The organism is Nonomuraea sp. MTCD27 (genome assembly GCF_041950495.1).
GTDB lineage: Bacteria > Actinomycetota > Actinomycetes > Streptosporangiales > Streptosporangiaceae > Nonomuraea.
Genome location: NZ_JBGNUW010000002.1, coordinates 426999 through 451512, shown reverse-complemented (window position 1 = coordinate 451512; position 24514 = coordinate 426999). Strand labels below are relative to the sequence as shown.

The 24514-nt window shown below is 72.5% G+C and carries 20 protein-coding genes; 3 read left to right on the top strand and 17 right to left on the bottom strand.

The features are described 5' to 3' along the window. Window positions 1-3: 3 nt before the first annotated feature. The 9 genes from ftsW to mraZ form a co-directional block, all read right to left on the bottom strand. The gene (gene ftsW, locus ACBJ59_RS06620) at window positions 4-1290 is read right to left on the bottom strand and encodes a putative lipid II flippase FtsW (RefSeq protein ID WP_375109264.1); all 1287 of its coding nucleotides are present in this window, start codon (window positions 1288-1290) and stop codon (window positions 4-6) included. Further along, a complete protein-coding gene (gene murD / locus ACBJ59_RS06615; RefSeq protein ID WP_375109263.1) occupies window positions 1274-2650 on the bottom strand; it encodes a UDP-N-acetylmuramoyl-L-alanine--D-glutamate ligase in 1377 nt (458 codons plus the stop codon). The genes ftsW and murD overlap by 17 nt, the downstream gene beginning before the upstream one ends. Continuing rightward, window positions 2647-3705: a phospho-N-acetylmuramoyl-pentapeptide-transferase gene (gene mraY / locus ACBJ59_RS06610; RefSeq protein ID WP_364118425.1), complete on the bottom strand. Its 1059-nt coding sequence runs from the start codon at window positions 3703-3705 to the stop codon at window positions 2647-2649. The genes murD and mraY overlap by 4 nt, the downstream gene beginning before the upstream one ends. Then, window positions 3702-5375, bottom strand: a complete 1674-nt coding sequence (gene murF / locus ACBJ59_RS06605; RefSeq protein WP_375109262.1) for a UDP-N-acetylmuramoyl-tripeptide--D-alanyl-D-alanine ligase — start codon at window positions 5373-5375, stop codon at window positions 3702-3704. Before murF ends, mraY begins: the two co-directional genes overlap by 4 nt. After that, window positions 5375-6904, bottom strand: a complete 1530-nt coding sequence (locus tag ACBJ59_RS06600; protein ID WP_375109261.1) for a UDP-N-acetylmuramoyl-L-alanyl-D-glutamate--2,6-diaminopimelate ligase — start codon at window positions 6902-6904, stop codon at window positions 5375-5377. Before ACBJ59_RS06600 ends, murF begins: the two co-directional genes overlap by 1 nt. Before the next feature lie 40 nt (window positions 6905-6944). Beyond that, window positions 6945-9740 (bottom strand): penicillin-binding transpeptidase domain-containing protein, encoded by a 2796-nt coding sequence (locus tag ACBJ59_RS06595; protein WP_375109260.1) that lies wholly within the window; start codon window positions 9738-9740, stop codon window positions 6945-6947. Further along, window positions 9737-10480 carry a hypothetical protein gene (locus ACBJ59_RS06590; protein ID WP_375109259.1) on the bottom strand — a complete coding sequence of 248 codons (744 nt, stop codon included), beginning with the start codon at window positions 10478-10480 and terminating at the stop codon, window positions 9737-9739. The genes ACBJ59_RS06595 and ACBJ59_RS06590 overlap by 4 nt, the downstream gene beginning before the upstream one ends. Further along, window positions 10470-11435 carry a 16S rRNA (cytosine(1402)-N(4))-methyltransferase RsmH gene (gene rsmH, locus ACBJ59_RS06585; RefSeq protein WP_375109258.1) on the bottom strand — a complete coding sequence of 322 codons (966 nt, stop codon included), beginning with the start codon at window positions 11433-11435 and terminating at the stop codon, window positions 10470-10472. Before rsmH ends, ACBJ59_RS06590 begins: the two co-directional genes overlap by 11 nt. A 220-nt stretch (window positions 11436-11655) precedes the next feature. Beyond that, complete coding sequence (gene mraZ, locus ACBJ59_RS06580; protein WP_138693897.1) at window positions 11656-12087, bottom strand: division/cell wall cluster transcriptional repressor MraZ; 432 nt, start codon at window positions 12085-12087, stop codon at window positions 11656-11658. 396 nt (window positions 12088-12483) lie between these two features. On the opposite strand from mraZ, the gene ACBJ59_RS06575 reads away from it, so the two are divergent. The 3 genes from ACBJ59_RS06575 (at window position 12484) to ACBJ59_RS06565 (ending at window position 17304) form a co-directional block, all read left to right on the top strand. Continuing rightward, a complete protein-coding gene (locus tag ACBJ59_RS06575; protein ID WP_375109257.1) occupies window positions 12484-13533 on the top strand; it encodes an AAA family ATPase in 1050 nt (349 codons plus the stop codon). Between the two features lie 88 nt (window positions 13534-13621). Further along, window positions 13622-14884: a DUF58 domain-containing protein gene (locus ACBJ59_RS06570; protein WP_375109256.1), complete on the top strand. Its 1263-nt coding sequence runs from the start codon at window positions 13622-13624 to the stop codon at window positions 14882-14884. Next, window positions 14881-17304, top strand: a complete 2424-nt coding sequence (locus tag ACBJ59_RS06565; protein ID WP_375109255.1) for a transglutaminaseTgpA domain-containing protein — start codon at window positions 14881-14883, stop codon at window positions 17302-17304. The genes ACBJ59_RS06570 and ACBJ59_RS06565 overlap by 4 nt, the downstream gene beginning before the upstream one ends. A 68-nt stretch (window positions 17305-17372) precedes the next feature. Here ACBJ59_RS06565 and ACBJ59_RS06560 read toward each other — a convergent pair whose 3' ends face one another. The 8 genes from ACBJ59_RS06560 to ACBJ59_RS06525 all read right to left on the bottom strand — a co-directional run bounded on the left by ACBJ59_RS06560 (window position 17373) and on the right by ACBJ59_RS06525 (window position 24464). Beyond that, entirely contained in the window at window positions 17373-17774 is a 402-nt protein-coding gene (locus ACBJ59_RS06560) for a DUF3040 domain-containing protein (protein ID WP_364118411.1), read from the bottom strand. Between the two features lie 230 nt (window positions 17775-18004). Beyond that, complete coding sequence (gene dinB / locus ACBJ59_RS06555; RefSeq protein WP_375109254.1) at window positions 18005-19246, bottom strand: DNA polymerase IV; 1242 nt, start codon at window positions 19244-19246, stop codon at window positions 18005-18007. Between the two features lie 71 nt (window positions 19247-19317). After that, on the bottom strand, window positions 19318-20037 hold the full coding sequence (locus ACBJ59_RS06550; RefSeq protein WP_364118407.1) for a methyltransferase domain-containing protein: 720 nt from the start codon (window positions 20035-20037) through the stop codon (window positions 19318-19320). A gap of 101 nt (window positions 20038-20138) precedes the next feature. Then, window positions 20139-20510, bottom strand: a complete 372-nt coding sequence (locus tag ACBJ59_RS06545; protein WP_375109253.1) for a hypothetical protein — start codon at window positions 20508-20510, stop codon at window positions 20139-20141. A gap of 170 nt (window positions 20511-20680) precedes the next feature. Beyond that, window positions 20681-21091 carry a transcription antitermination factor NusB gene (gene nusB, locus ACBJ59_RS06540; RefSeq protein WP_357728756.1) on the bottom strand — a complete coding sequence of 137 codons (411 nt, stop codon included), beginning with the start codon at window positions 21089-21091 and terminating at the stop codon, window positions 20681-20683. Window position 21092: 1 nt separating this feature from the next. Next, the gene (gene efp / locus ACBJ59_RS06535; protein ID WP_364118404.1) at window positions 21093-21653 is read right to left on the bottom strand and encodes an elongation factor P; all 561 of its coding nucleotides are present in this window, start codon (window positions 21651-21653) and stop codon (window positions 21093-21095) included. A 25-nt stretch (window positions 21654-21678) separates the two neighbouring features. Further along, window positions 21679-22716, bottom strand: coding sequence for a M24 family metallopeptidase (locus ACBJ59_RS06530; protein WP_375109252.1), 1038 nt, complete (start codon window positions 22714-22716; stop codon window positions 21679-21681). Window positions 22717-22787: 71 nt separating this feature from the next. Beyond that, window positions 22788-24464, bottom strand: coding sequence for a serine/threonine-protein kinase (locus ACBJ59_RS06525; RefSeq protein ID WP_375109251.1), 1677 nt, complete (start codon window positions 24462-24464; stop codon window positions 22788-22790). Between the last annotated feature and the right edge of the window lie 50 nt (window positions 24465-24514).

Here is a 24514-nt window from a genome sequence, read left to right as displayed (position 1 = left end):
TCCCTAACGTGTCGCTCGGCCTCTGGTCATACCCCCCAGGCCAAGCCAGCTTAGGGCCCGGGCGGCCGGTCCGGGGCCACGAGCCGCCAAGGCCTCCCGCGCGCCGGGCTCGCGCTTGGCGAACGACAGCAGCATGCCGAGCGCGGCGAGCGTGGGCAGCAGCGAGGAGCCGCCGTACGAGACCAGGGGCAGCGGGATGCCGGTGATCGGCAGCACGCCGAGCACGGCCCCCATGTTGACGGTCGCCTGGCCCACGATCCACGCCACCATGGCGGCCGCGGCCAGCCTGATGAAGGGGTCGTTGACGCGTACGGCCACGCGCAGCCCCGCGTACCCCAGCAGCCCGAACAGCGCCACCACCATCAGCGTGCCCATCAGCCCGAGCTCCTCACCGAGGATGGCGAAGATGAAGTCGCTCTCCCCGTGCGGCAGCCAGCTCCACTTCTGCCGGCTGCTGCCCAGCCCGAGCCCGAACCAGCCGCCCGAGCCCATCGCGATCTGCCCCTGCACGGCCTGGTAGCCCGCCCCCTGCGCGTCGGCCCACGGGTCGAGGAAGGCGCCGATGCGCGCCATCCGGTACGGCTCCACCTTGATCATGATGACCGCCGCCAGCACCGCCAGCGACAGGATGCCGCCGAACAGCTTGACCGGCGCCCCCACCACCCACAGCAGCGCCAGGAAGATCATGAAGAGCACCAGCGTGGTGCCCAGGTCGCGGCCGAGCATGACCATGACGGCCAGGATCGCGGTGCCGGGCATGAGCGGGATCAGCATCTGCCGCCACTCGATGCGGCCCTGCCGCGCCCGCCTGGCCAGCAGGTCGGCCCCCCACAGCGCGAGCCCGAGCTTGGCCGGCTCGGACGGCTGGATGGTGAGCGGGCCGATGTAGATCCACCGCTGCGCGCCCAGCTCGGAGGAGCCGATGAACAGCACCATGACCAGCGCGATGATCGACAGCGCCATCATCGGGTAGCCGGCCCAGCGGAAGAACTTGACCGGCAGCCGGGAGCAGGCGTACATCACGGGCACGCCGATCGCGGCCGACAGCGACTGCTTGATGAACCAGGAGAACGGGCTGCCGGTCTTCTGCAACGCCTCGATGCTGGAGGCCGACAACACCATCATCAGCCCGAGCGCGAGCAGCAGCGCGCTGCACATGATGATCAGGTAGTAGGTGGTCAGCGGCTTGTCCAGCAGCTCCTTCAGCGTGCCGAGCTGCTCCCGCGCCCAGTGCGCCGGACTCTCCTGCGCGGCGGCCGGCCGCACCCGCTCCTCAGCGCTCGTGCTCACGTCGCGCCCTCAGCTCGCGTACGGCACGCGCGAAGGCCTCCCCCCGCGCCGGATAGTTGGCGAACATGTCCAGGGAGGCCCCCGCCGGGGAGAGCAGCACGGTGTCCCCTGGCGAGGCCAGCCGGGCGGCTTCGGTGACGACTCTTTCCATCGCACCAGTGTCCCGATCGGCGATGTCCACGAGCGGGACATTCGGCGCGTGTCGCGCAATGGCTTCGGCGATCCGCGCCCGGTCGGCGCCGAGCAGCACCGCGCCGCGCAATCTGGGGGCGGCCTGGCGCACCAGCTCGTCGACGTCGGCGCCCTTGAGCTGGCCGCCCGCCACCCACACCACCGACGGGTACGAGGCCAGCGCGGCGGCGGCCGCGTGGGGGTTGGTGGCCTTGGAGTCGTCGATGTAGTCGACCTCGCCGATCCGGTCCACGTGGGCCAGCCGGTGCGGGTCGGGCACGAAGTCGCGCAGCCCCTGGCGTACGGCCTCGGAGGGCACGCCGAGCGAGCGGGCCAGGGCGGCGGCGGCCAGCGCGTTGGCCACGTTGTGCGGGGCGAAGGGGCGCACGTCCTCCAGCGTCGCCAGTTCCTCGGCCGCCTCGACCGGGTCGGCCACGAAGGCGCGGTCCACCAGCAGGTCCTCCACCACGCCGATCTCGCCCCGCTTGGGCACGCGCAGCGTGAACCCGACCGCGCCGGGATAGGGCGCGGCCAGCCGGGTCGCCTCGGGGTCGTCGGCGTTGAAGATCACGGTTCCGGCGCGCTCGTAGATGTGGCCCTTGGCGGCGGCGTACTCCTCCATGGAGCCGTGCCAGTCGAGGTGGTCGGGCGCCAGGTTGAGGATCGCGGCGGCGTGCGGGGCCAGCGTGCCCGACCAGTGGAGCTGGAAGCTGGACAGCTCGACCGCCAGCACGTCGTACGGCTCCGCGACGGCCTGCACCACGGGCACGCCCACGTTCCCCACGGCCACGGCCTTGCGCCCGTCGGCCAGCAGGATCGAGGTGAGCATGCGCACGGCGGTGGTCTTGCCGTTGGTGCCGGTCAGCGCCAGCCACGGAGCCGCCTGCTCCGGCCGCAGCCGCCAGGCCAGCTCCACCTCGCCGACGACCTCGACCCCGGCCCGCAGCGCGGCGGCGATCAGCGGATGGTGCGGCGCCCACCCGGTGGTGACCAGCCGCGTCGCGCCCTCGGGCAGCACCATCTCCCCGAACCGGGTCTCGACGCCGACCCGGGCCAGCTCGGCCGCGGCGGCCAGCTGCCGCTCGCCCTCCACGGCCTCGACGACCACGACCCGCTCGCCGCGCCCGGCCAGCACCCGGGCCACGGCGGTGCCGGACACGCCGAGCCCGGCCACGCAGGTCGAACTCATCGGGGCATCCACTCGACGTAGAACAGCCCGAGCCCGAGCGCCGCGCACAACATCGCGATCAGCCAGAAGCGGACCACGATCGTGGTCTCCGCCCAGCCCTTGAGCTCGAAGTGGTGCTGCAGCGGCGCCATCCTGAAGACGCGTTTCCCGGTCATCTTGAAGGAGCCGACCTGGATGATGACCGACAGCGTGATGATCACGCACAGGCCGGCCAGGATGATCAGCAGGAGCTGCGTGCGCGTGGCGATCGCCAGCCCCGCCAGCACGCCGCCCAGGGCCAGCGAGCCGGTGTCGCCCATGAAGATCCGGGCGGGCGGGGCGTTCCACCACAGGAACCCGATCAGCGCCCCCAGCACGGCGGCGGCGACCACGGCCAGGTCGAGCGGATCACGCACCCAGTAGCAGTTGGGGCCGAGCTGGTCGATGCAGTTGTTGCGCAGCTGCCAGTTGCCGATCAGCACGTACGCGGCCAGCACGGTGCCGGTCGCGCCACTGGCCAGGCCGTCGAGGCCGTCGGTGAGGTTCACCGCGTTGGAGAACCCGACGATCATGATGAGCACCCAGATGGTGAACCCGACGATGCCGATCGAGGGGCCGAAGTCGCGCAGGAACGACACGCGGGTCTCGGCGGGGGTGATGCCGTACACGTTGGGCTGGCGGACCACCAGGACGGCGAAGACGGCGCCCACGATCAGCTGGCCGAGCGCCTTGGCGCCGCTGCGCAGGCCCAGGCTGCGCTGCTTGTAGATCTTGATGAAGTCGTCCAGGAACCCGACCGCGCCGAGCCCCGTCATCAGGAACAGCACCAGCATGCCCGACACGGTCGGCGGCGTGAGCATGGCCAGGTGGGAGGCGCCGTAGGCGAGCAGCGCGGCCAGCACGAACACGGTGCCGCCCATGGTGGGGGTGCCCCGCTTGGCGTGGTGGCCGCCCTGCTGCAGCTCCTCGCGGACCTCCTGGCCGTAACCGCGCCGCGAGAACAGCCGGATCGCCAGCGGGGTGCCCAGCATCGAGAGGATCAGGCCCACCGCGCCGGCGATGATGATGTTGGTCACTGGGGGGCACCTCCGAGCACCAGCTCGGCCGTCCGCTCCAGACCCATGGCCCTGGGCCCCTTGATCAGCACCGCGTCACCCGGCCGCAGCCACGCGGCCAGCTCGGCCGCCGCCGCCTCGGCATCGGGCACGTGCACGATACGGGTCGGCTGCCCGTAGTAGCCGCCGGGAGGCCCGCCCACGGGCGGCGCCGGCGGCCCCTGCCACCCCTGCCCGGGAACCGGCTGCGGCATGACGCCCGCGTCGGGCCCGTGCCACCCGGCGCCCTGCGGACCCGGCGCCGGGAGACCAGCAGTCTGGGGGCCAGCGGTCTGGGGGCCGGGGGCATGCGGGCCAGGCAACGGCTGCGCGGGCCCAGCGGGCGCCTGAGGCCCGGGAACCGGCGCTCCGGGCAGCGGGACCCCGCCCCCCTGCTGTACCCCGTGCTGGGCCCCCTGCTGGGCGGCCGCGTGGGCGCCCTCCAGCACCGGCCCGGCGTCCGGCCCGGCCACGATCAGCCCCGCCAGCCCCGCCCCGCCGGCCAGCCGGCCGAGCTCGGCGTTGAGCGCGGGACCGTCCTCGCCCAGCTCCCGCAGCGCCGCGATGACCGCGAAGCGCCGCCGCCCCTTCCCGAGCACCTCGAACGCCTCGAACGCCGCCCGCATGGAGTCGGGGTTGGCGTTGTAGGCGTCGTTGACCACCGTCACCCCGTCGGCCCGGTCCGTGACCTCCATCCGCCACCGGCTGCGCGGCGTGGCCTCCGACAGCTCCTCGGCGATGGTGGCCACCGGCAGGCCCAGCTCGTAACCGGCCGCCGCGGCGGCCAGCGCGTTCTCGACCGCGTGCGCGCCGTACAGCTGCAGCGACACGTGCGCGGCCCCGGACGGGGTGCGCAGCGTGAAGGAGGCGCGCCCGCGGGCGTCCACGACGACGCCCTCGGCCCGGATGGCGGCGGACTCGCCGCGCCCGAAGTAGGTGACCCGCGCGTCGGTGCGCGAGGCCATCCCCCGCACCAGCGGGTCGTCGGCGTTGAGCACGGCCACGCCGGAGCGCGGCAGCGCCTCCACCAGCTCGCCCTTGGCCTTGGCGATGGCCTCCTTGCCGCCGAACACGCCCAGGTGCGCGGTGCCGACGTTGAGCACCACGCCGATCTGCGGCGGCGCGATGCGGGTCAGGTCCTTGATGTGGCCGATGTTGCGCGCGGCCAGCTCCAGCACCATGAAGCGGGTGTCGAGGTCGGCCCGCAGCACGGTCAGCGGGTGGCCGAGCTCGTTGTTGAAGCTGCCGACGGGCGCGATGGTGGACCCGATCCGCCCGGTGAGCCGGGCCAGCAGGTCCTTGGTGCTGGTCTTGCCCGCGGAACCGGTCACGCCGATCACGGTGGCCTTGGACAGGGTGCGGGCCTGGGCGGCGGCCAGCTCAGCGAGCGCGGCCGCGGTGTCGGGAACGATCACCGCCGGCCCCTCGACCGGCCGGCTGGCCAGCACGGCGACGGCTCCGGCCCGGATGGCCTGCGCGGCGAAGTCGTGACCGTCGACCCGCGCGCCCCTGATGGCGACGAACAGGGATCCCGGTTCAACGGCCCGCGAGTCGATCACGACGGGTCCGCGCACCACCGCGCGGGGATCGGCCATGCCCGACAGGGCGCCCGAGGTTATCTCGGCGATCCTGGCCAGAGGCAACGGGATCATTAGTGCTTCCTGCTTTCCTTGCGTGCGTCGATCGCTCCGGCGACCACTTCGCGGTCGTCGAAGGGGATCACCTCGCCTGAAACGTACTGGCCCTGCTCGTGGCCTTTCCCGGCCACCACGACCACGTCGCCGCGCCCGGCCCGGGCGATCGCCAGGCCGATGGCGGCCGCGCGGTCGGGCTCAATGATCACATGAGCGCGGTCGTGCTGCGGAACGCGGAGCGCCCCCTCCATCATCGTCGCGAGGATGGCCAGCGGATCCTCCGAGCGCGGGTTGTCGCTCGTGAAGATCGCCACATCTGCCAGCTCAGCGGAGATTTCGCCCATAATAGGCCGTTTGCCCTTGTCGCGGTCGCCGCCGCAGCCGAGCACGATCGTCAGCGTCCCGGCCGTGACCGACCGCAGCGAGCGCAGCACCGACTCCACGGCGCCCGGCTTGTGCGAGTAGTCCACGACCGCCTGGAACTCGTCCTCGGCCGCCGTGACGCGCTGCATGCGCCCCGGCACGCCGGTCAGCGTGCCCACGCCGTGCACGGCCGTGTGCAGCGGCACCCCGGCCTCGACCAGCGTCACGATGGCACCGAGCGCGTTGGCGACGTTGAACGGGCCCGGCAGCGAGATCTGCGCGTCGGCCTCCACCCCGCCCGGCCCGACCACCCGGAACGCGCTGCCGTCGGCCCCGAGCCGGGCGTCCACCGCCCGCCACTCGGCCTCCGGGTCGCCCAGCGCCGAGAACGTGGTCATCGGCACCTTCGCCAGGCCGATCAGCTCGCGCCCGTAACGATCGTCGATGTTGGTCACGCCCTGGCGGCTCAGCTCCGGCTGGAACAGCTTCGCCTTGGTCGCGAAGTAGTCCTCGAAGTCCTTGTGGAAGTCGAGGTGGTCCTGGGAGAGGTTGGTGAACAGGGCGACGTCGTAGTAGACGCCGTCGATCCTGCCGAGCGCGAGCGCGTGGCTGGAGACCTCCATGGCGGCCGCGGTGACGCCCTCCTCGCGCATGAGCGCGAACAGGCCGTGCAGCTCCGAGGCCTCCGGCGTGGTGAGCGTCGGCTGGAAGCGCAGGTCTCCGGCGTGGATCTCGACACCGCCCACCAGGCCCGCCCGGTGCCCGGCGGCCCGCAGGCCCGCCTCGAGCATGAACGAGGTGGTGGACTTGCCGCTGGTGCCGGTGACGCCGAGGATCTGGATGTCGTGGGCCGGCTGGCCGTACACCCAGGAGGAGATCGGCCCGAGCAGGGCGCGCGGGTCGGGCACGATGAGCACGGGCAGGCCGGTGGCGACGGCCGCGTCGCGGCCGGCTCTGTCGGTGAGGACGGCCACGGCACCGCTCGCCATCGCGTCGGCGGCGAAGGTGGCGCCGTGGACCCGGTTGCCGGGCAGCGCGACGTACAGGTCTCCGCGCCTGACGTTACGGGAGTCGATGGTGACGCCGGTCAGGGCGGCGTGGGGCGACCGTGCCGTGCCTGAATCGGCGTCGAGCATGGTCGCGAGCCCGGTCAGCGGGCGAGGCGGGCTGGTCGTGGGACGCATAGACGACGGGGGACGCACGGCGAGAGCGTACCTTCCCTGGTCACTGTCCCGCGCGCACACGCACCGACGGCGCGGCGGAGCCTGTGGGAGGAATCTTCTTGCTCTTGATGGCGAACGTCATCACATCCTTGAACACGGGGGCCGCCAGTTGCCCGCCGAAGTGGCCGTTCTTCGGGTTCTGCAGCACCGAGAGCACCACCAGCCGCGGCTGGTCGGCCGGCGCGAACCCGACGAACGAGGCCGTGTAACCGTCGTAACGGCCGAGCTCGGCATCGTAGCGGTTGGCCGTGCCCGTCTTGCCCGCCACCCGGTATCCGTCGATGGCGGCGAGCTGGCCGGTGCCTTCCTCGCCCACCGCGCTCTCCAGCATCGTCGAGATCTCCCTGGCCGTCGTCTCACTCACCACTCTGGTCTGCTTACCTGCGGGAGCCGGAACGAACCTGCCGGTCGCGTCCGTCGTGCCCGCCACGATCTGCGGCTCTATCTTGACGCCGCCGTTGGCGATGGTCTGGTAGACGCTGGCCATCTGCAGCGCGGTCACCGAGACGCCCTGCCCGTAGGCGACCGTGCAGTTCTGGCTGCCGGACCACTTCCGGTAGTCGGGCAGCAGGCCGGCCTCGGCGCTGGGCACGCCGCCGCCCGGCGTGCTGCCGAAGCCGAACGCCTTCAGCATCCGGTGCAGCCGCTCGCTGCCGATCTCGCGCGCCGCCATGACCGTGGCCACGTTGCTGGACTGCGCCATGGCCTGCCGGAACGTCATCGACTCCACCTTGTGCGCGTGGGCGTCACGCAGCACCTGGTCGGCGCACCTGATCCGGTCGGGCACCTGGTAGACCGTGTCGGGCGTCACCGCGCGGGCCTCCAGCGCCGCGGCGGCGGTGATGACCTTGTTCGTGCTGCCGGGCTCGAAGACGTCGGCGGCGGCCTTGTTCACGTAGCTGGACTCCGGGGCCTTGCGCCAGTTGTTCAGGTCGAGCTCGGGGGCGTTGGCCATGGCCACGATCTGCGCCGTGCGCACGTCCATGACGATCACCGTGCCGCTGTCGGCCCCGGACTTCTGGACCTGCTCGCCGATCGACTTCTGGGCGGCCCACTGGATGTCGCGGTCGATCGTCAGGCGTACGTCCTGGCCGTCGACCGGCGCGGTGCGCTGGCTGCTGGTCATCGGGATGCGCTGGCCGTCGCGGCCGGTCTCGACGCGCTGCTCGCCGTCGCGGCCGGCCAGGAGCGAGTTCTTCGCCTGCTCCATGCCGCCCAGGCCCTTGCCCTCGTCGCCGACGAACCCGATGAGGCTGCCCGCCAGGTCGCCCGCCGGGTAGAGCCGGCGGTAGGTCTTCTTGGCCGACAGCGCGGGCACGCGGGCCTGCATGAGGCGGCTGGCCACGACGGGGTCCACGTCTCTGGCCAGCAGCTGGTAGTGGGTGCCCGTCCTGGCCAGCTTCGCGGCGATCTCCTGCTCGGTCTTGCCGAGCTGCTGGGCCAGGATCGCGGCCGCCTTCGCGCGTACGGAGGCGGGGACCTTGGTCGGGTCGATCGAGACCTCGCGGGCCTCCACGGTGACGGCCAGCTCGTGGCCGTTGGCGTCGGTGATCGAGCCGCGCTTGGCCGGGATCTCCTCGGTGTGCTGGCGCTGGTCGGCGGCCGCGGCCTCGTACACCTTGGAGTCGAGCCCCTGCATCTGGATCAGCCGTCCGGCGAAGATCGACAGGATGAAGGTCATGCCGATCAGGCCGATGTTGATGCGCCTGCGCGGGCTGCCCAGCCGCAGCACCAGCGGCGGCCTGGGCGGGCGCGGCGGCGTGGGGGGCCGGCGCGGCCCCCTGGGCGGCGGTACGTCCCCGCCGCGGCGCGCCGCCGTCCGCTCGCGGTCCCGCGCCGGCTCCTGCCGGGAGCCTCCCGCGGGCGGCCGGCCCGCAGGGGTACGGCGCGCGGGCCCCTCCTCCTGCCGGCTCCGCCGCCGGGGATCGTCGGCGCCGCCCCGTCCGCTGTCAGGGCGCTGCCTGCCGCCCCGCTCGGCCGCCTCGGCCCGATCGCGCGAACGCTCCTCACGCCCCTGCACGCGCCCTCTGAGCCGATCATCGTCCGCCCGCCCCTGGGAGCCCCGCCCCCTGAGCCGGTCGGCGTCGTCGCGCCCCTGGGACGCGCGCCCCCTCGGCCGCTCGTCCCCGTCACGCTCGGGATGGGCCCGGCCTCTCGGCCGGTCGCCCTCGTCACGCTCGGGGCGGGTGCGCCCGCGCAGGCGCTCGCTCTCGTCACGGGTACGCCGGCGGCCCCCGTCACCGTCCTCGCCGCGCGACCGCGCACCGGGCCGGTCGTCCCGCGAGCGGCCGCGAGCCCCGTCGTCGCGCGGCCGCGCCCGCGAACCGTCGTCCCGTGAGCGCCCGTCCTCGCGGGAGGCGTCGTCACGCGACCGGGAGCGCCCGTCGCCGCGGGTGCGCCCGCGCGGGCCCTCCCCGCTGTCACGCCCGCCGTCACGCCCGCTGTCACGCTCGCCGTCCCATGCCCGGTCGCCGTCGCCCTCCCGCTCGCCCCGGCGCGACCGCCCGCGGCCCTCGTCCCCGGGTTCCCGCGGGGGCCGGTCGCGCGAGTCGTCGCGCCCGAACGGCTCGTGCCCGAACGGCAGGTCGAGCGGATCGGGGGACGGGGGTCGCGGCCGGCGCGGCGGGTTCTCCGGCGACGCCGGGCGGCCCGCCCCCTCAGAACGGGCAGAGCCCCCTTGGCGCCCTGCCCGTCCCGGCCCGCCCGGCGTACGACGAGCGGCGCCTGGCCCTCCCTGAGAGCCGGCGCCGCCAGCGCCACGGCCGGGGCCCTGCCCCCTGCCGCCTGAGTCACTCACCGTTCCGTGTCCACCTGGCTGGCCTGGTCACCGGCACTGCTCCAGCTGTTGACGGTGTCCCAGTCGGTGTGCTGGCCCTGCTTCTCGGCCCGGTCGGCGATGACGCCCGGCTGCGTCTTGAGCTGATATTGCTGGTTGATCTTCTCGTTCTCCTGCTTCGCCACCGCGATCTCCTCGCGCAGCGTCGCGTCGGTGATGGCGTCCTGGGCGAGCATGGTGTTGAGCAGCAGCAGGCTGACCAGGCCGCCACAGAGCAGCCCGACGACGAGCAGCACGAACGGCGCCCGCTGCCGGCGCGCGGGACGGCGCCGCGACTCGGGACGGGCCGTCGTGGCCTCGGCCCGCGTACGCCCGCCGACCGGCCGCTTGCCCGGCGCCTCGGGACGCGTCCGCTCGACGACCGGCGCCTTGCCGGACGCGGCACGCGCCCGCTCGGCCACCGGCGCCTTGCCGCCGGCGGCGCGCACGCGCTCGGCGGCCGGCGCCCCGGCCTCACCCGCGCGCACGCGCTCGGTGGCGGGCGCCTTGGCGGCGGCGTCGGCGCGCACGCCGGCGGGCCGCCTGCCGGCGGCTTCGGCACGTTCCCGCTCGGCGGCCGATCGCTTGGCGTCGGCCTCGGGGCGCGCGTCAGGACGGGGACGCGGCTTGGGCTGGTGCGCCGTCGCCGACCGCCGCGTGCCCGTCTTGGGCACGGCGCGGCGAGCGGGCGTGCCCTTGCCGGTCTCCTGCTCAGTCGTCAACACGGATCCTCTCTGCCGCCCGTAGCCGGGCCGAGGCCGCCCGCGGGTTGCGGGCGAGCTCTTCATCGCTTGGGAGCTCTGCTCCCCTCGTCAGCAGGCGGAACCTCGGCTGGTGAGCCGGCAGCGGGACGGGCAGCCCGGGGGGGCTGGTGTCCCTGGTTCGCGCCGTGAGGGCCTGCTTGGTGAGCCGGTCCTCGAGTGAGTGGTAGGAGAGCACGACGACTCGCCCACCGAGCACCAGCGCGTCGAGTGCCGCGGGAAGAGCCGCCTCCAGGGCGGACAGCTCCGCGTTCACCTCGATGCGCAGGGCCTGAAAAGTCCTCTTGGCGGGGTTTCCCCCGGTGCGCCGGGTCGCGGCGGGGATCGCCTCGCGAACGATGTCCGCCAGCCGCTTAGTAGACGTTATTGGCTCTTTGGCCCGTTCTTTAGTGATCAGGCCCGCGACACGCGGGGCGAATCTCTCCTCGCCGTAATCCCGAAGGATGCGCGTCAGCTCCGCGGTGGGGTAGGTGTTGACCACCTGCTCCGCCGTCAGCTCCTGCGAGGTGTCCATGCGCATGTCGAGCGGCGCGTCATAGGAATAGGCGAACCCGCGCTCGGCCTCGTCGAGCTGCGGCGAGGACACCCCGAGGTCGAACAGCGCCCCGTCGATCGCGGTGTGCCCCGCGCGCTCGAGCACCTCCGCCAGATCGCCGGAGGAGGCGTGGACCAGCGTGGTCCGCTCCGCGTACGGGCTGAGCCTGCGGGTCGAGAAGTCGATCGCGAAAGGGTCGCGGTCGATCCCGATCAGGTGCAGCGCCGGATGGGCGGCGAGCAGGGCCTCCGAGTGACCGCCGAGGCCGAGGTTGGCGTCGACGACGACGGGAGCCGGCCCGGAGAGCGCGGGGCCGAGAAGCTCCAGAACGCGCTCGAGCATCACCGGAACGTGACCGCCCGTGCCATCGTTGTCCTGCATCTCCAACCCCCCTCTCGCGTCCTTGCTCGCGGATGACGCGTCATCGATCGATCGTCGGTCATTCCTGGGTCCCCACCCGGCGCCGCCCGGCCAGGTCCCCATCCGCACCCTCTTCGTGGACGCCCGCCATCTGACACCGGGGAAGGTGCATCAGCTGGCGGACAGTGGTTGCGGGTGGAGACCTCGCCGAACGACATCACCGACGGATCGACCGTGGTCACTACAAGATTCCTGGCAGCACCTCCTCCGACAGATCGGCGAACGCCTGCTCCTGTGCGCTGAGATAGGTGTCCCAGGCCTGTGCGTCCCAGATCTCCAGCCGGGTGTTGGCCCCGATGACGACGCAGTCACGTTCCAGACCCGCGTACTGACGAAGGGTCTGCGGGATCGTGATGCGTCCCTGCTTGTCTGGTTTCTCGTCGGACGCGCTGGCGAAGAAGACGCGGCTGTAGTCACGCACCGCCTTGGCGGTGACCGGGGCGGTGCTGAGAGCCTCGGTAATGCGCTGGAACTCCTCCACGGGAAAGACGTAGAGGCATCGCTCCTGGCCTTTGGTGATCACAAGACCCTCCGCCAGCTCCTCACGGTACTTAGCCGGCAGGAACAGCCGTCCCTTGTCGTCCAGACGCGGTTGATGGGTGCCGAGGAACATCGGCCCCACCTCCCGTGCCTCGTGAAGCGCTCAGCGCTGGTGCACCGGGCTCTCCACTGCGCACCACCATACTCCACTTCTCCCCACCGTCAACTGATTCGAACCGTCTTCATCATCGGTTTCCGTTGCGTTACCGCAGGTCAGAGCCATGGGGTGGGGTGGGGGGCGGTGAGCGGCCGGTCAACCCTCATGGGCGTGTCGAGGGTTCAAAAGGCCGCGGAAATAGGGGCGGCAGGGGTTGGGGTAGCCCGGCGTGGAGGAAAGTGGAGCGCTCGGCGCCCCCTCTGTCACCAGATTCGCACTGCTATGGGACAAGAACACCAACATCACCAGGGTTCCCTGGAATATCCACAAATGTCGCTGAAGAACCCGCAGCGTCGTAGGGTCGTACAGACAATGGAAAAGGAATGGCATGGCTCCCGCAATGGCACCGTACGGGACAGCCGTCGCACTTCTCATGGAGGCCTGGTGGCAGTAACCCATGACGTCCCTCCCCAGCTCGACGAGCTGGTCTCCACCGCCCACCGGATTCGGCAGGCCATCGAATCGGTGATCGAGGGCAAGAGCGACGCCGTCCGCCTCACTCTGACCGTCCTGCTCGCCGAAGGGCACCTCCTGATCGAGGACGTGCCCGGGGTCGGCAAGACGATGCTGGCCAAGGCACTCGCCCGCTCCATCGACTGCCCGGTCCGCCGGGTGCAGTTCACCCCCGACCTGTTGCCCAGCGACATCACCGGGGTGAGCGCGTACAACCAGCAGACCCGGGAATTCGAGTTCAAACCCGGACCGGTGTTCGCCAACATCGTGGTGGGTGACGAGATCAACCGTGCCTCCCCCAAGACGCAGTCCGCATTGCTGGAGTGCATGGAGGAGCATCAGGTGACCGTGGACGGGAGGACTTATCAGCTCGACGCCCCGTTCATGGTGATCGCCACCCAGAACCCCATCGAGATGGAGGGCACCTATCCGCTGCCGGAGGCGCAGCGCGACCGCTTCACCGCGCGGGTGGCGATGGGTTACCCGGAGCCGTCGGCCGAGCTGGAGATGCTCGACGTGCACGGGGGCACCTCCCCGCTCGACAAGCTGGAGCCGGTGGCGACGACGGCGGAGGTGCGCGCCCTGATCGAGGCCGTACGCGGCGTCTACGTCTCCCAGGCGGTCAAGAAGTACGCCATCGACCTGGTCGTGGCCACCCGCCACTCCCCCGACCTGCGGCTGGGCGCCTCCCCGAGGTCCACGCTGCAGCTCGTACGGGCCGCCAGGGCGCACGCGGCGCTGGCCGGTCGCGACTACGTCATCCCCGACGACCTGCAGGACCTGGCCATCCCCGTCCTGGCGCACCGGCTGCTGCCCAGCGTCGAGGCCCAGGGCCAGCGCCGCCTGCCCGAGCAGGTGGTGACCGATCTGGTCAGGCGCGTCCCGGTGCCGGAGACGCGGGGCCGTTGATGGATGCGCAGCGCAGCGAGGACCTCCGCCGACGGGGTGGGGTCGGGCAGGCACGGCCGGACGCGCGGCACATGTTGATCGAGGTGCGGTGAGGGCGGGGCTGCGGGCGCTGACCTCCAGGGGGAGGTCGTTCCTCGCGTCCGGGATCGCGGCGCTGCTGATGGCCCTCATCCTGGGCGAGAACGACCTGTTCAGGATCGGCGTCCTGGTGACGACGCTGCCGCTGCTGGCGGCCATGGTCGTGGCGCGGACCCGCTACCGGCTGAGCTGCGCCAGGCGGCTGGACCCGCCCAGGGCCGAGGTGGGCGGCGAGGCCACCGTGACCCTGCGGCTGGAGAACGTGACCAGGCTGCCCACCGGCCTGCTGCTCATCGAGGACACCGTGCCGTACGCGCTGGGCGTGCGGCCCAGGTTCGTGCTCGACCGGGTCGAGTCGCGCGGCGTGCGGGAGATCGACTACCGGGTGCGCTCGGACCTGCGCGGCCGCTACACCATCGGGCCGCTGTCCATCCGCATCGCCGACCCGTTCGGGCTGGTGGAGCTGACCCGCTCGTTCACGATCAGCGACACGCTGGTGGTGACGCCGCAGGTGGCGGCGCTGCCCCACGTACGGCTGTCGGGCGAGTGGACGGGCGGCGGCGACAGCCGTACCAGGAGCGTGGCCGCGGCCGGCGACGACGACGTGGCCCCGCGCGAATACCGGCAGGGCGACGACCTGCGGCGGGTTCACTGGCGTTCGACGGCCCGCCACGGCGAGCTGATGGTGCGCCGCGAGGAGCAGCAGTGGCAGAGCCGCGGCGCGCTCCTCCTCGACACCCGCAGGCACGCCCACCGCGGCGAGGGGCCGCGCTCGTCGTTCGAGGTGGCGGTCTCGGCCGCGGCCTCGATCGGGGTGCACCTCGCCCACGAGGGTCTCGGCCTGCGACTGGTGACCGACCAGGGCGCCGAGCATCTGACCGACACCGGCCTGAGCTACTCGCTGCTCGACACCCTCGCCGTGGTGCGGCACAGCCCGGCCCGCACCCTGGAGATGGGCGTGTCGGCGCTGCGCCAGGGCGGCGGTGACGGGCTGATCGTGGCGGTGCTCGGCGCGCTCGACGCGGAGGAGGCGAGGGAGCTGGCCCGGCTGCGGCACAGCGGCATCACCGGCGTGGCCGTCCTGCTCGACGTGAGCACGTGGGAGGGCGGCGACCGGGCGGCCGCGGAGGATCATCAGGCGGTGCAGACCGTCCTGGCCGGGTACGGCTGGCGCATCGTACGGCTGCCCGCGGGCACCTCGATCGCCTCGGTCTGGCAGGACGCCGCCAACCGCGGCAGGTACGCGGTCGGCCCCGCGGGAGGAGCGGCATGAGACTGACGATCGCCTCGGGAGTGGCCGCGTTCACCGCGGCCATCCTGCTCTACCCGCTCTTCCAGGGCGGGACCTGGTTCTGGACCTCGCTCGGCGCCGTGCTGGCCGTGGTCGCCGCGGGGCTGCTGAGTAGCCGGCTGACGCTGCCCGCGTGGGCGGCGCCGCTGCTGGGCGTGGCCGCGGCGTGGATCTACCTGACCGCGGCCTTCGCCGCCGACAAGGCGTGGGCGCTGCTGGTGCCGACGAAGGCGTCGGTGGTGGAGCTGGCCAGGCTGCTGGGCGTCGGCTGGGCCGACATCCAGCGGTTCGCGGCGCCCGTACCGGAGACGGAGGGCATCACGCTGCTGACCGCCGGCGGCGTGGCGCTCATCGCGATCGCCGTGGACCTGCTCGCCGCACGCGCGCGGCGGGCGGCGCTGGCCGGGCTGCCGCTGCTGGCACTGGCCACCGTCCCGGCGACGATCCTGGCCGACCCGATCAGCTGGCCGGCCTTCATCGTGGCCGCGCTCGGCTTCGTCGGCCTGCTGATCGCCGACGGGCGCGAGCGGGTGGGCCACTGGGGCCGGGCGGTGCTGGTGCGCCGCACCCGCGCGGCCACCTCCCCCGCGCCGGGCGGCTCGGCGGACACGCACGGCCTGCGGCTGTCGGGCAAGCGCATCGGGTTCGCCGCGATCGCGCTGGCCGTGCTGCTGCCGGCGGCGCTGCCCGCGATGGAGCCGGTGTCGTTCTTCACCTTCGGCGTGGGCGGCCGGGGCTCGGGGCCGGGCAACTCCATCAGCATCCCGAACCCGATCGCCAACCTGAAGGGCCAGCTGGAGCTGCCCGAGCGGCGGACGGTCCTGACCTACACCAACAACGACAACAAGCCCCGCTACCTGCGCATCTACGCGCTGGACACGTTCGACGGCCAGCAGTTCGGCATGACGCAGCCGAAGGGCGCGCCGCAGAACAGGACGGAGAACGGCCCGCTGCCCCCGCCGCCCGGCCTCGGCGCGGACGCGAAGGTCACCAACGTCGTCACGAACATCCAGATCAGCGACGAGATCGCGCGGCTGCGGTTCCTGCCGCTGCCGTACCCGCCCACGCAGATCCGGGTGGACGGCGACTGGCGGGCCGACGTGGACACGCTGATGGTCTTCTCCACCCGTGAGGAGGCCGCGGGCATCGAGTACCAGGTGGCCACGAGCGAGCCGGCGCCGACGGCGGACGACCTCGACTCCCTCGACTCCACGCAGGGGGCGCCGGACCAGCGCTTCCTCCAGGTGCCGGACAACCTGCCGCCCGACATCAGGGAGCTGGCGCTCAGGGAGACCGCGGACGCCACGACGACCTACGACGCGGCGCTGAAACTGCAGGAGTTCTTCACCCAGGACGGCCGCTTCACCTATGACCTGCGTACGCAGGGGCACAGCAACTCGGCGCTGCGGGACTTCCTGATCCGTGACCGGGTGGGCTACTGCGAGCAGTTCGCCGCGTCGATGGCGGTGCTGGCCAGGCTGGTGGGCATCCCGTCGCGGGTGGCGATCGGCTACACGGGCGGCACGCAGGTGGGCGACCGGTGGGAGGTCAGCACGAGCGACTCCCACTCCTGGCCGGAGCTGTACTTCGAGGGCGTGGGCTGGCTGCCGTTCGAGCCGACCCCGTCGGGGGCGGCCGGGCAGGGCAGCGCCCGGGTGCCGACGTACGCGCAGCCCAGGCCGGAGGCGACGCAGCGGGCCACGACGCCGACGCCCGGGGCGACCAGCAGCTCCTCCGCCGACGATCCGCAGGACCCGACGGCGCGCCGCAACCCGCGCGAGGTCGACCGCGAGGGCACGGTCGCGGCCGGCGGGCTGCCGCCGGACGACTCGATGCCGCTGATGGGCAAGCTCGGCATCGGGGCGGGGGCGCTGCTCCTCGTCCTGCTGATCCCCGCCGGGGTGCGGCTGGTCACCAGGAACCGGCGCGTACGCGGCCTCGGCTTCAAGGTGGCGCAGCCCTCCGACGAGCTGACGGCGAGAATGATGTCGAGCCGGGGCCACACTTCGGTGGCGGCCGCGTGGGCGGAGCTGGACGACGTGCTGTACGACTACGGCATGGCCCGGGAGCCGAGCGAGACCCCGCGGGCGCTGGCCGGGCGGCTGACCCAGCAGTACGAGTTCGACGCCGACTCGGCGGCGGCCATCGCGACCATCGCCTCGGCGGTCGAGCGGGTGCTGTTCGCCAGGGAGCCCGGGCGGATCGGGCCCATGAAAAAGGACCTGCGCAAGGTGCGGCAGGCCCTGGCGGCCACGGTGTCACGCGGAAGGCGGCTGCGCGCGGTGCTGCTGCCCCCGTCGACACTGCGGCGGCTGCGGGTCGTGGGCGAGCGGCTGCTCGACGGATTCGACCTGCTGGAGAACATCAGGTTGCGGCGGACGGCAGCCCAGAAGGGCTCCTGACCCCGACCGGCAGACCTGATCGTGCGGCCGTCCCCCCAGGGGGCGGCCGCACCTCTGTGTCTGCCGGGCTAGCGCTCGTCGTGACGACGGCGCCAGCGCTCTTCCATGCGTTCCATGAAACTGCCCCGGTTGCCCCGGCGGGCCTGCTTGCCCGGAGGAACGGCCGTGCCTGAGGCGGCGGTGGCGGCGTCACCGAACCCATTCATTTTTTTCCAGCTGGACAAGCCCCACAGACACGCGGCGAGCATGACCACGAAACCGCCGACGCCGAGCGGGATCAGACTCATGACCACGCCGACCATCATGATGACGACGCCGAGGGCAAAGCCGATGGAGGCCTTGACCAGGCGACGCTTGTAATGGCTGCGTGGGTCACTGATCCTTACGGTGTTGGCCCACTTCGGGTCCTCGGCGTAGAGGGCCTGCTCGATCTGGTCGAGCAAGCGCTGCTCGTGCTCAGAGAGCGGCACGGCGCCTCCCAAGGACGGCCCCAGGACGGGGAAGACGGCAACGGACGACACGGGGTGTCCGAACCTCGCGGTCGGTTATCCCCAGAATACGAGGCTGTAGACGTAGGCGAAAGCAAACGTCCAACGCAGACCAAACCGGAGGTGACGTCATGGCTCTATTGTGGCCCATCTCGCCCCCCTTCCCCCAAAATCCTGACACGGACGCCCCCACCAAGTATGGACATCGAACGTCATGTCTCTATTTCATCAAGCTTGCCACGTACGAGCGACGCCGGGAGCACCGCATCGGGCCCGAATCTCCGGATCGCCTTGTCCATGGCCTGCTCCGCCTCGCGCCACCCGGTCTCCCGCTCGCCGAGACTGAGCTGACGGGTGGCCTCGCCGGCCGGCCGCAGGTTCTCCATCCGCACCCCCACCAGGCGCAACCGCACCCGCTGGAGACCGGCCGCCTCGAACAGGTCGCAGGCGGTGGCGTAAATCACCTGGGCCACGTCGGTCGGCTCGCGCAGCGTGCGCGAGCGGTTGATCGTGGTGAAATCGGCTCGGCGTAGCTTCACACTTACAGTTCTTCCCACGTGACCGGCCTTACGCATCCGGGCGGCCACCCGCTCCGACAACCGCAGCAGCTCCCGCTTGATCGCCTCGGGATCGTCCACGTCCACCGCGAACGTCTCCTCGTTGCCGATGCTCTTGTCGGGCACGTGCGGGGTCACCGACCGCTCGTCGCGCCCCCAGGCCAGCCCCGCCAGATGGGCGCCCACGGCCTGCCCCAGCTCCCGCTGGAGCGTGCTGGGCGGCACTCTGGCGAGATCTCCCACCGTGCGGATGCCCAGGCGTACGAGGGATTCCTCGGTGCGCTCGCCGACGCCCCACAGGGCCGACACGGGCAGCGGGTGGAGGAACTCCACGACCTGGTCGGCGGGCACCACCAGCAGCCCGTCGGGCTTGCACTGCTTGGAGGCGAGTTTTGCGATGAATTTGCTGCTGGCCACGCCCACGGAGCAGGTGATGCCGTAGCGGTCGAGGACCTGCTCCCTGATCATGGCGGCCACGGCGGCGGGCGGGCCGAGCCGGCGTCTGGCCCCGCCGACGTCGAGGAAGGCCTCGTCGGAGGCGATGGGCTCCACGAGCGGGGTGATCGTGTGGAAGATCTCCATGACGCCCTTGGAGACCTCGGAGTATTTGCCGTGGCTGGGCGGGATGATCGTGGCCTGCGGGCAGAGCCTGCGGGCCCTGCTCATCGGCATCGCCGAGTGCACGCCCTGGGCCCTGGCCTCGTAGGTGGCGCTGAGCACGACGCCGCGCCCGGCGGGCGAGCCCACGATCACCGGACGGCCCCGCAGCTCGGGCCGCTCGAGCAGCTCGACGCTGGCGTAGAACGCGTCCATGTCGACATGGAGGATCGGGCAGCCGCTGTCATCGGCCCCGGTCCGCGGAGCGGGGCCGATGCCGGTGATCTGCTTGCGAGACACGCCGTCGATTCTATCCGAACAGACGTTCTATACCGAGGGGAGCGGTCATCGAATCTTCCCTTCCTGTGGCCTCAGGCCCGGTGTCCGAGCACGTGCAGCTGTGTCGCGATGTCGCGCAGCACCGGATGGGTCGCGGCGGCGTGCTCGAGGGCCACCAGCGCCTCCGCGGCGCCCGGCTCACCGTCCACGAGCCTGCTCGGCACCAGGTCGGCGAAGACCCGCACGCCGTGGATGGCGCCGACCGTGAACCCGGTCGCGGTCAGCAGCTCGACCAGCGTGTCGGCGGCGAACCGCCGGGGCGTGGGATCGCGGTCGCCCCAGCTCCCGCAGGGGTCGGCCAGCACGGCCCGGGCCTCGTCGAACTGCCCGGTCAGCGCCCGGTGGATGGCGCTGGCGACGGGGTTGGCGGCCAGCACGCTCACGGCGCCGCCTCTGCGCAGCAGGCCCGCGACCGCGGTCAGCGCGCTGATCGGGTCTTCCACGTATTCCAGCACGCTGTGGCACAGGACCAGGTCGGCGACGTCGCGGCTGAGCAGGTCGGCGAGGTCGGCGGCGTCGCCCTGGAGGCCGCGCACCCCCACGCCGCTCTCCTTGGCGCGCCGCTCCAGCGCGGCCAGCGAGTCGGGGCTCGGGTCGACGACGGTGACGGCGTGACCCAGCGCGGCCAGCGGCACGGCGAACCCGCCGGTGCCGCCACCGGCGTCGACGATGTCGAGTGACTCGCGGCCGGTGGCCGCAGTGCGCTCGGCCAGCATGGACCGCAACGCGTCCCAGACGACGGCGGTCCGCACCGCCGGGGTCCTCGTGACGCCTTCAGCACGCAACGTCGGCTCGCCTCCCTCTCCCTCGCGAACGCGCACCTCGCGAGCGGCTTTCCTGGACGGGGCCCAGCCTACGCCGTACGCGGGAGCTCCCGCTCCCCACCGGCGAGACCCGTTCCCCGCGCTCGGCCGTCGAAGCCGGCCGCCGGCCGCCCCGGCGCCCGTAACCGCCAGGCGCCGGCCGGCGGCTCGCCCATCTCCCCCGCGTCCGCCGCCCCGAACCGCACGAGCACGATGGCGTGGCCGTCGTGGCGGGGCGTGGTGCAGAACGCGGCCGGGCCGGCGGCGAGGAGCGCGTCCTTCTCCCCTTCAGTGGCCGGCGAGGGAGGCGACCGGCAGCACCAGCAGGTCGCCCTCCTGCCTGGCCCGGGGCGGGCGTGCCGTACATGGTCTTCTCGTGGCGGGGATACGGAAATGGCGCGTCGCGGCTGGTGACGCGCCATTTCCTCCGTACAGGCCGCGGGTGCGCGGCCACACGGTCAGGCCCCGCCGTAGCGGGTGATGTGACGCCTGACCGCGCGGCAGTACACGTCCCTCGCCTCGCGAGCCGTGCAGGCCGGCGTGGTTGGAACGTACCCCGAACGGGCGGGCCCGGCCCGCCGAAAAGGGGTGTCTAAAGGGTGAGGCTTGGCTTGAGTTGCTTGAAGCGGGCCAGCAGGCCGTTGACGAACTGGGGCGACTCGTCGGTCGAGAGCTCCCCCGCCAGGTGCACCCACTCGCTGATGACCACGCCCTCGGGCACGCCGGGCATCCACAGCAGCTCGTACGTGCCGCCGCGCAGCAGGTTGCGGTCGACCGCGGGCATCCGGTCGAGCGTCCAGCCCTCGGCGTAGGTGGTGATCAGCTCGTCGATGCGCGCGTGGTGCCTGGCGACGCCCTCGACGATGGTCGAGGTGTATTCGTTCACCGGCGGCTCCTGACGCTCCACGCGCTCAGCGAGGATCTTCAGCGGATCCTCGCTGCGCAGTTCGGCCTCGAAGAGAATGTCGAGCGCTCTCCTGCGTGCTTTGCCGCGTGCCGACACCTCAGGCCCGGCCGAGGTATTCGCCGCTGCGGGTGTCGACCTTGACCTTTTCGCCGGTGGTGATGAAGAGCGGGACCTTGATCTCGGCGCCGGTCTCCAGCGTGGCGGGCTTGGTGCCGCCGGTGGAGCGGTCGCCCTGCAGGCCGGGCTCGGTGTTGGAGATGGTCAGCTCGACGGCGGCGGGCAGGTCGACGTAGAGTGCGGAGCCCTCGTTGAACGCGACCGTGGCGAGGGTGTTCTCCAGCATGTAGCTGGCGGCGGTGCCGACGGTGCCGCTGGGCACGTTGACCATGTCGTAGGTCTCGGTGTCCATGAACACGAAGTCGTCGCCGTCCTTGTACGAATACTGCATCTCCCGCTTGTCGACGTTGGCCACCTCGACCTTGACGCCGGCGTTGAAGGTCTTGTCGACGACCTTTCCGGAGAGCACGTTCTTGAGTTTGGTGCGCACGAACGCGCCGCCCTTGCCCGGCTTGACGTGCTGGAACTCCACAACGGCCCACAGCTCCCCGCCGTCGAGCTTCAGCACCATGCCGTTCTTGAGGTCGTTGGTCGTCGCCACTCGTTCTCTCCCGCGTGTGGCCGCTCTAAAGGACGAGCAGCTCCTTGGTCGTCTTGGTGAAAAGTTCCGGCCCGCCCTCACGTGTCACGAGGGTGTCCTCGATGCGAACCCCACCCCGGCCCGGGAGGTAGACCCCGGGCTCGACGGTGATCGGAACTCGATCCTCTAGTCTACCGGTCCTGGCGGGGCCGAGGAACGGCTCCTCATGGATCTCCAGGCCGACACCGTGGCCCAGGCCGTGCCTGAAGTGACCGCCGTGGCCGGCGTTCTCGATGACGGAACGGGCCGCCGCGTCCACCTCTCCCGCCCCGGCCCCGGGGGTGAGCGCGTGCCGGCCGGCCCGCTGCGCCTCGGCGACGAGGTCGTACAGCTCGCGTTGCCAGGTTGCGGGCGGGCCGATACTGACCGTTCTGGTCATGTCGGCGTGGTAGCCCCGGTAGCGCGCGCCGAAGTCCATGGTCACCAGGTCGCCGGCGCGCAGCTCCCGCTCGGTGGGCACGTGGTGCGGGACGGCGCCGTTCTCGCCGGCGGCCACGATCGTGTCGAACGCGGGCCTGTCGGCGCCGAGCTCGGTCATGCGGTCCTCCAGGAGGCGGGCGAGGCCGCGCTCGGTGAGCCCAGGGGCGATCCGCGCGGAGACGTCGGCGAACGCCTGGTCGGTGATGGCGCAGGCGGTACGGATCCGCTCCAGCTCCCCGTCGTCCTTGACCGCCCGCAGCAGCTCGACCACCGGCCCCAGCGGGACGAGCCCCTCCCCCAGCTGGTGGTAGGTCGCCACGCTCATGCTCCCCGCCTCGATCCCGACGCCCGGCGCCGCCAGCCGGCCCGCCACGTCCGGCGCCTCGACGCACGGCACGTCCAGAGTGCGCGCCGCCTCGATGTAGCGGTTGTCGGTGGCCAGCAGCGCCGTCCCGTCGGCCCTGACCAGGACGGCCGCGTTCGAGCTGACCAGCCCGGTCAGGTACCGGACGTTGACGGTGGAGGTGACGAGCAGGGCGTGGACCTCCCGGCCGGGCAGCAGCCCGGCGAGCCGCGCCCGGCGGGCCGGGTAGTCGAAGGTCATTGGGACAATGTACGCGTCATGACCCATGCGTCACTATTGCCCGCCTCGTCCCATCGGGTCCCCGGCGGCCGCTACCCCTGCGGGAGCCGCCAGTCCCTGAGGAAGTCCGAGGCCGGCCCGGTCGGCTCCATCTCGCCCTTCTCCTGAGCCCTCAGCAGGTCGTCGTAGATACCGGCGATGTGGTTCAGCGTGGAGTCGACGTGGCCCTCCTGAAGCTTCCTGGCCGCCTTCCTGAGCTTCTCGCGGGCCTTGCCGGCCACTTCGGGGCTGATGCCGTTCATGCTCTGCTGGGCCATCAGCGCCTGGTCGAACTCCGCCAGCCACTTGCCGTACCCGCCGGCCGGGATCTCCCGGCCCAGCGTGGCCTTGGGCGGCGCCGTCCCGCGCAGGGAGGTCGGGTCCTCGCCCCCGAGCGTGGTCACGATGCCCGGGGAGGGCTCGCCGGTGGGGGTGGGGGTACTGGCGGGCGGGGTGCTGGCGGGCGGGGACGTGGTGGTGGGGACGGCGACGGGGGTGGGCAGCGCGACCGGCGGCTCCTCCCGCGCCCCCGCCCACAGCACCATGCCCACGGTCACGGCCGCGATGGCGGCGACGGCCGCGCCGAGCTGGATGACGAGCTTGCGGTTCGGGGCCGGGTCACGGCCGGGTTCGAGGTCGCCGGCCTGGTAGACCGCGGTGTCACCGGCCCGCGGCGGCCGGCCGGGGCCTCCGGCCGCGCCGACGTGGAAGACCTCGGTGGCCCCGTGCCCGCCGCCGGCACCTCCGGCACCCGCCCCCGTGAGCCCGGCGCCCGCGCCTGACGGCAGGGCGCTCTCGCGCAGGGAGACGCCGGTCACGGGCGGGCCCGCCGGACCGGCCGGACCGGCCGGACCGGCCGGACCGGCCGGACCGGCCGGGGCGGCCGGGGCGACCGGGGCGACCGGGGCGACCGGGGCGACCGGGGCGACCGGGGCGGCCTTCGGGCGGGCGATGGCGGCCAGGGCGCGCCGGATCGACTCCCCGCTGGCCGGCCGCTTCGCGGGATCCGCGGCGATCATGGCCAGCACCAGCCGATCCAGCTCGGCGGGCACCTCGGCCCTGATTGTGCTGGGCGGCGCGACGGGCTGTCCCGCGCGAGCCGGCTCGTCCTCGAGCTGCTGTGCGGGCGGCCGCCCGCACAGCAGCTCGTAGCAGACGCACCCGAGCGCGTACACGTCCCCGGGGGCCTGCGCCGCCTCCCCGGCGGCCCGCTCGGGCGCCTGGTACCGGCCGTTCCCCTGGGCCCGCTCGTCCATCCCGAACCCGACCACCTTGAGCACGCCGCTCGCGGCCAGCCGGAAGCTGTCCGGATCGACCTGGCCGTGCACGATCCCGGCCCGGTGGGCGGCGTCGAGCCCGGCCGCCGCCTGCCCGACCAGGTCGCACACTTCCACGATCTTCATGGGCCCGCGCGCGGCCAGCTCCTCGCCGAGGCTGAGCCCGGTGAGGTACTCCATCACCAGGAAAGGGGCGCCGTCGTGGTCGCCGACGTCCAGCACCATGGCCACGTTCGGATGGATGACCCTGGCCACGGCCTGGGCGTGCTGCCTGAGCACCTCCCGCGTGGCGGCACCGGCGGCCTTGGCGCCGAGCACCTTCACGGCCACGACCCAGTCGGCCCGCGTGTCGTACCCCCGCCACACCTCGCCCATCGGCCCGCTGCCGATGCGCTCGTCAAGCCGGTACCGGTCGGCGACCAAGGACGGCGTGCGCTCCGTAGCGTCGGACATATCCCCGCCAATTACTCGAACATCAGGATTTCCGACCCACCATAGGCCCC

Excerpts from the sequence above, each read along its gene's own strand:
- murD (WP_375109263.1), bottom strand. The coding sequence starts at position 2,650 with ATGAGTTCGACCTGCGTGGCCGGGCTCGGCGTGTCCGGCACCGCCGTG.
- murF (WP_375109262.1), bottom strand. The coding sequence starts at position 5,375 with ATGATCCCGTTGCCTCTGGCCAGGATCGCCGAGATAACCTCGGGCGCC.
- ACBJ59_RS06600 (WP_375109261.1), bottom strand. The coding sequence starts at position 6,904 with ATGCGTCCCACGACCAGCCCGCCTCGCCCGCTGACCGGGCTCGCGACC.
- rsmH (WP_375109258.1), bottom strand. The coding sequence starts at position 11,435 with ATGCAGGACAACGATGGCACGGGCGGTCACGTTCCGGTGATGCTCGAG.
- mraZ (WP_138693897.1), bottom strand. The coding sequence starts at position 12,087 with ATGTTCCTCGGCACCCATCAACCGCGTCTGGACGACAAGGGACGGCTG.
- ACBJ59_RS06575 (WP_375109257.1), top strand. The coding sequence starts at position 12,484 with ATGGAAAAGGAATGGCATGGCTCCCGCAATGGCACCGTACGGGACAGC.
- ACBJ59_RS06565 (WP_375109255.1), top strand. The coding sequence starts at position 14,881 with ATGAGACTGACGATCGCCTCGGGAGTGGCCGCGTTCACCGCGGCCATC.
- ACBJ59_RS06545 (WP_375109253.1), bottom strand. The coding sequence starts at position 20,510 with ATGGCGCGTCACCAGCCGCGACGCGCCATTTCCGTATCCCCGCCACGA.
- ACBJ59_RS06530 (WP_375109252.1), bottom strand. The coding sequence starts at position 22,716 with ATGACCTTCGACTACCCGGCCCGCCGGGCGCGGCTCGCCGGGCTGCTG.
- ACBJ59_RS06525 (WP_375109251.1), bottom strand. The coding sequence starts at position 24,464 with ATGTCCGACGCTACGGAGCGCACGCCGTCCTTGGTCGCCGACCGGTAC.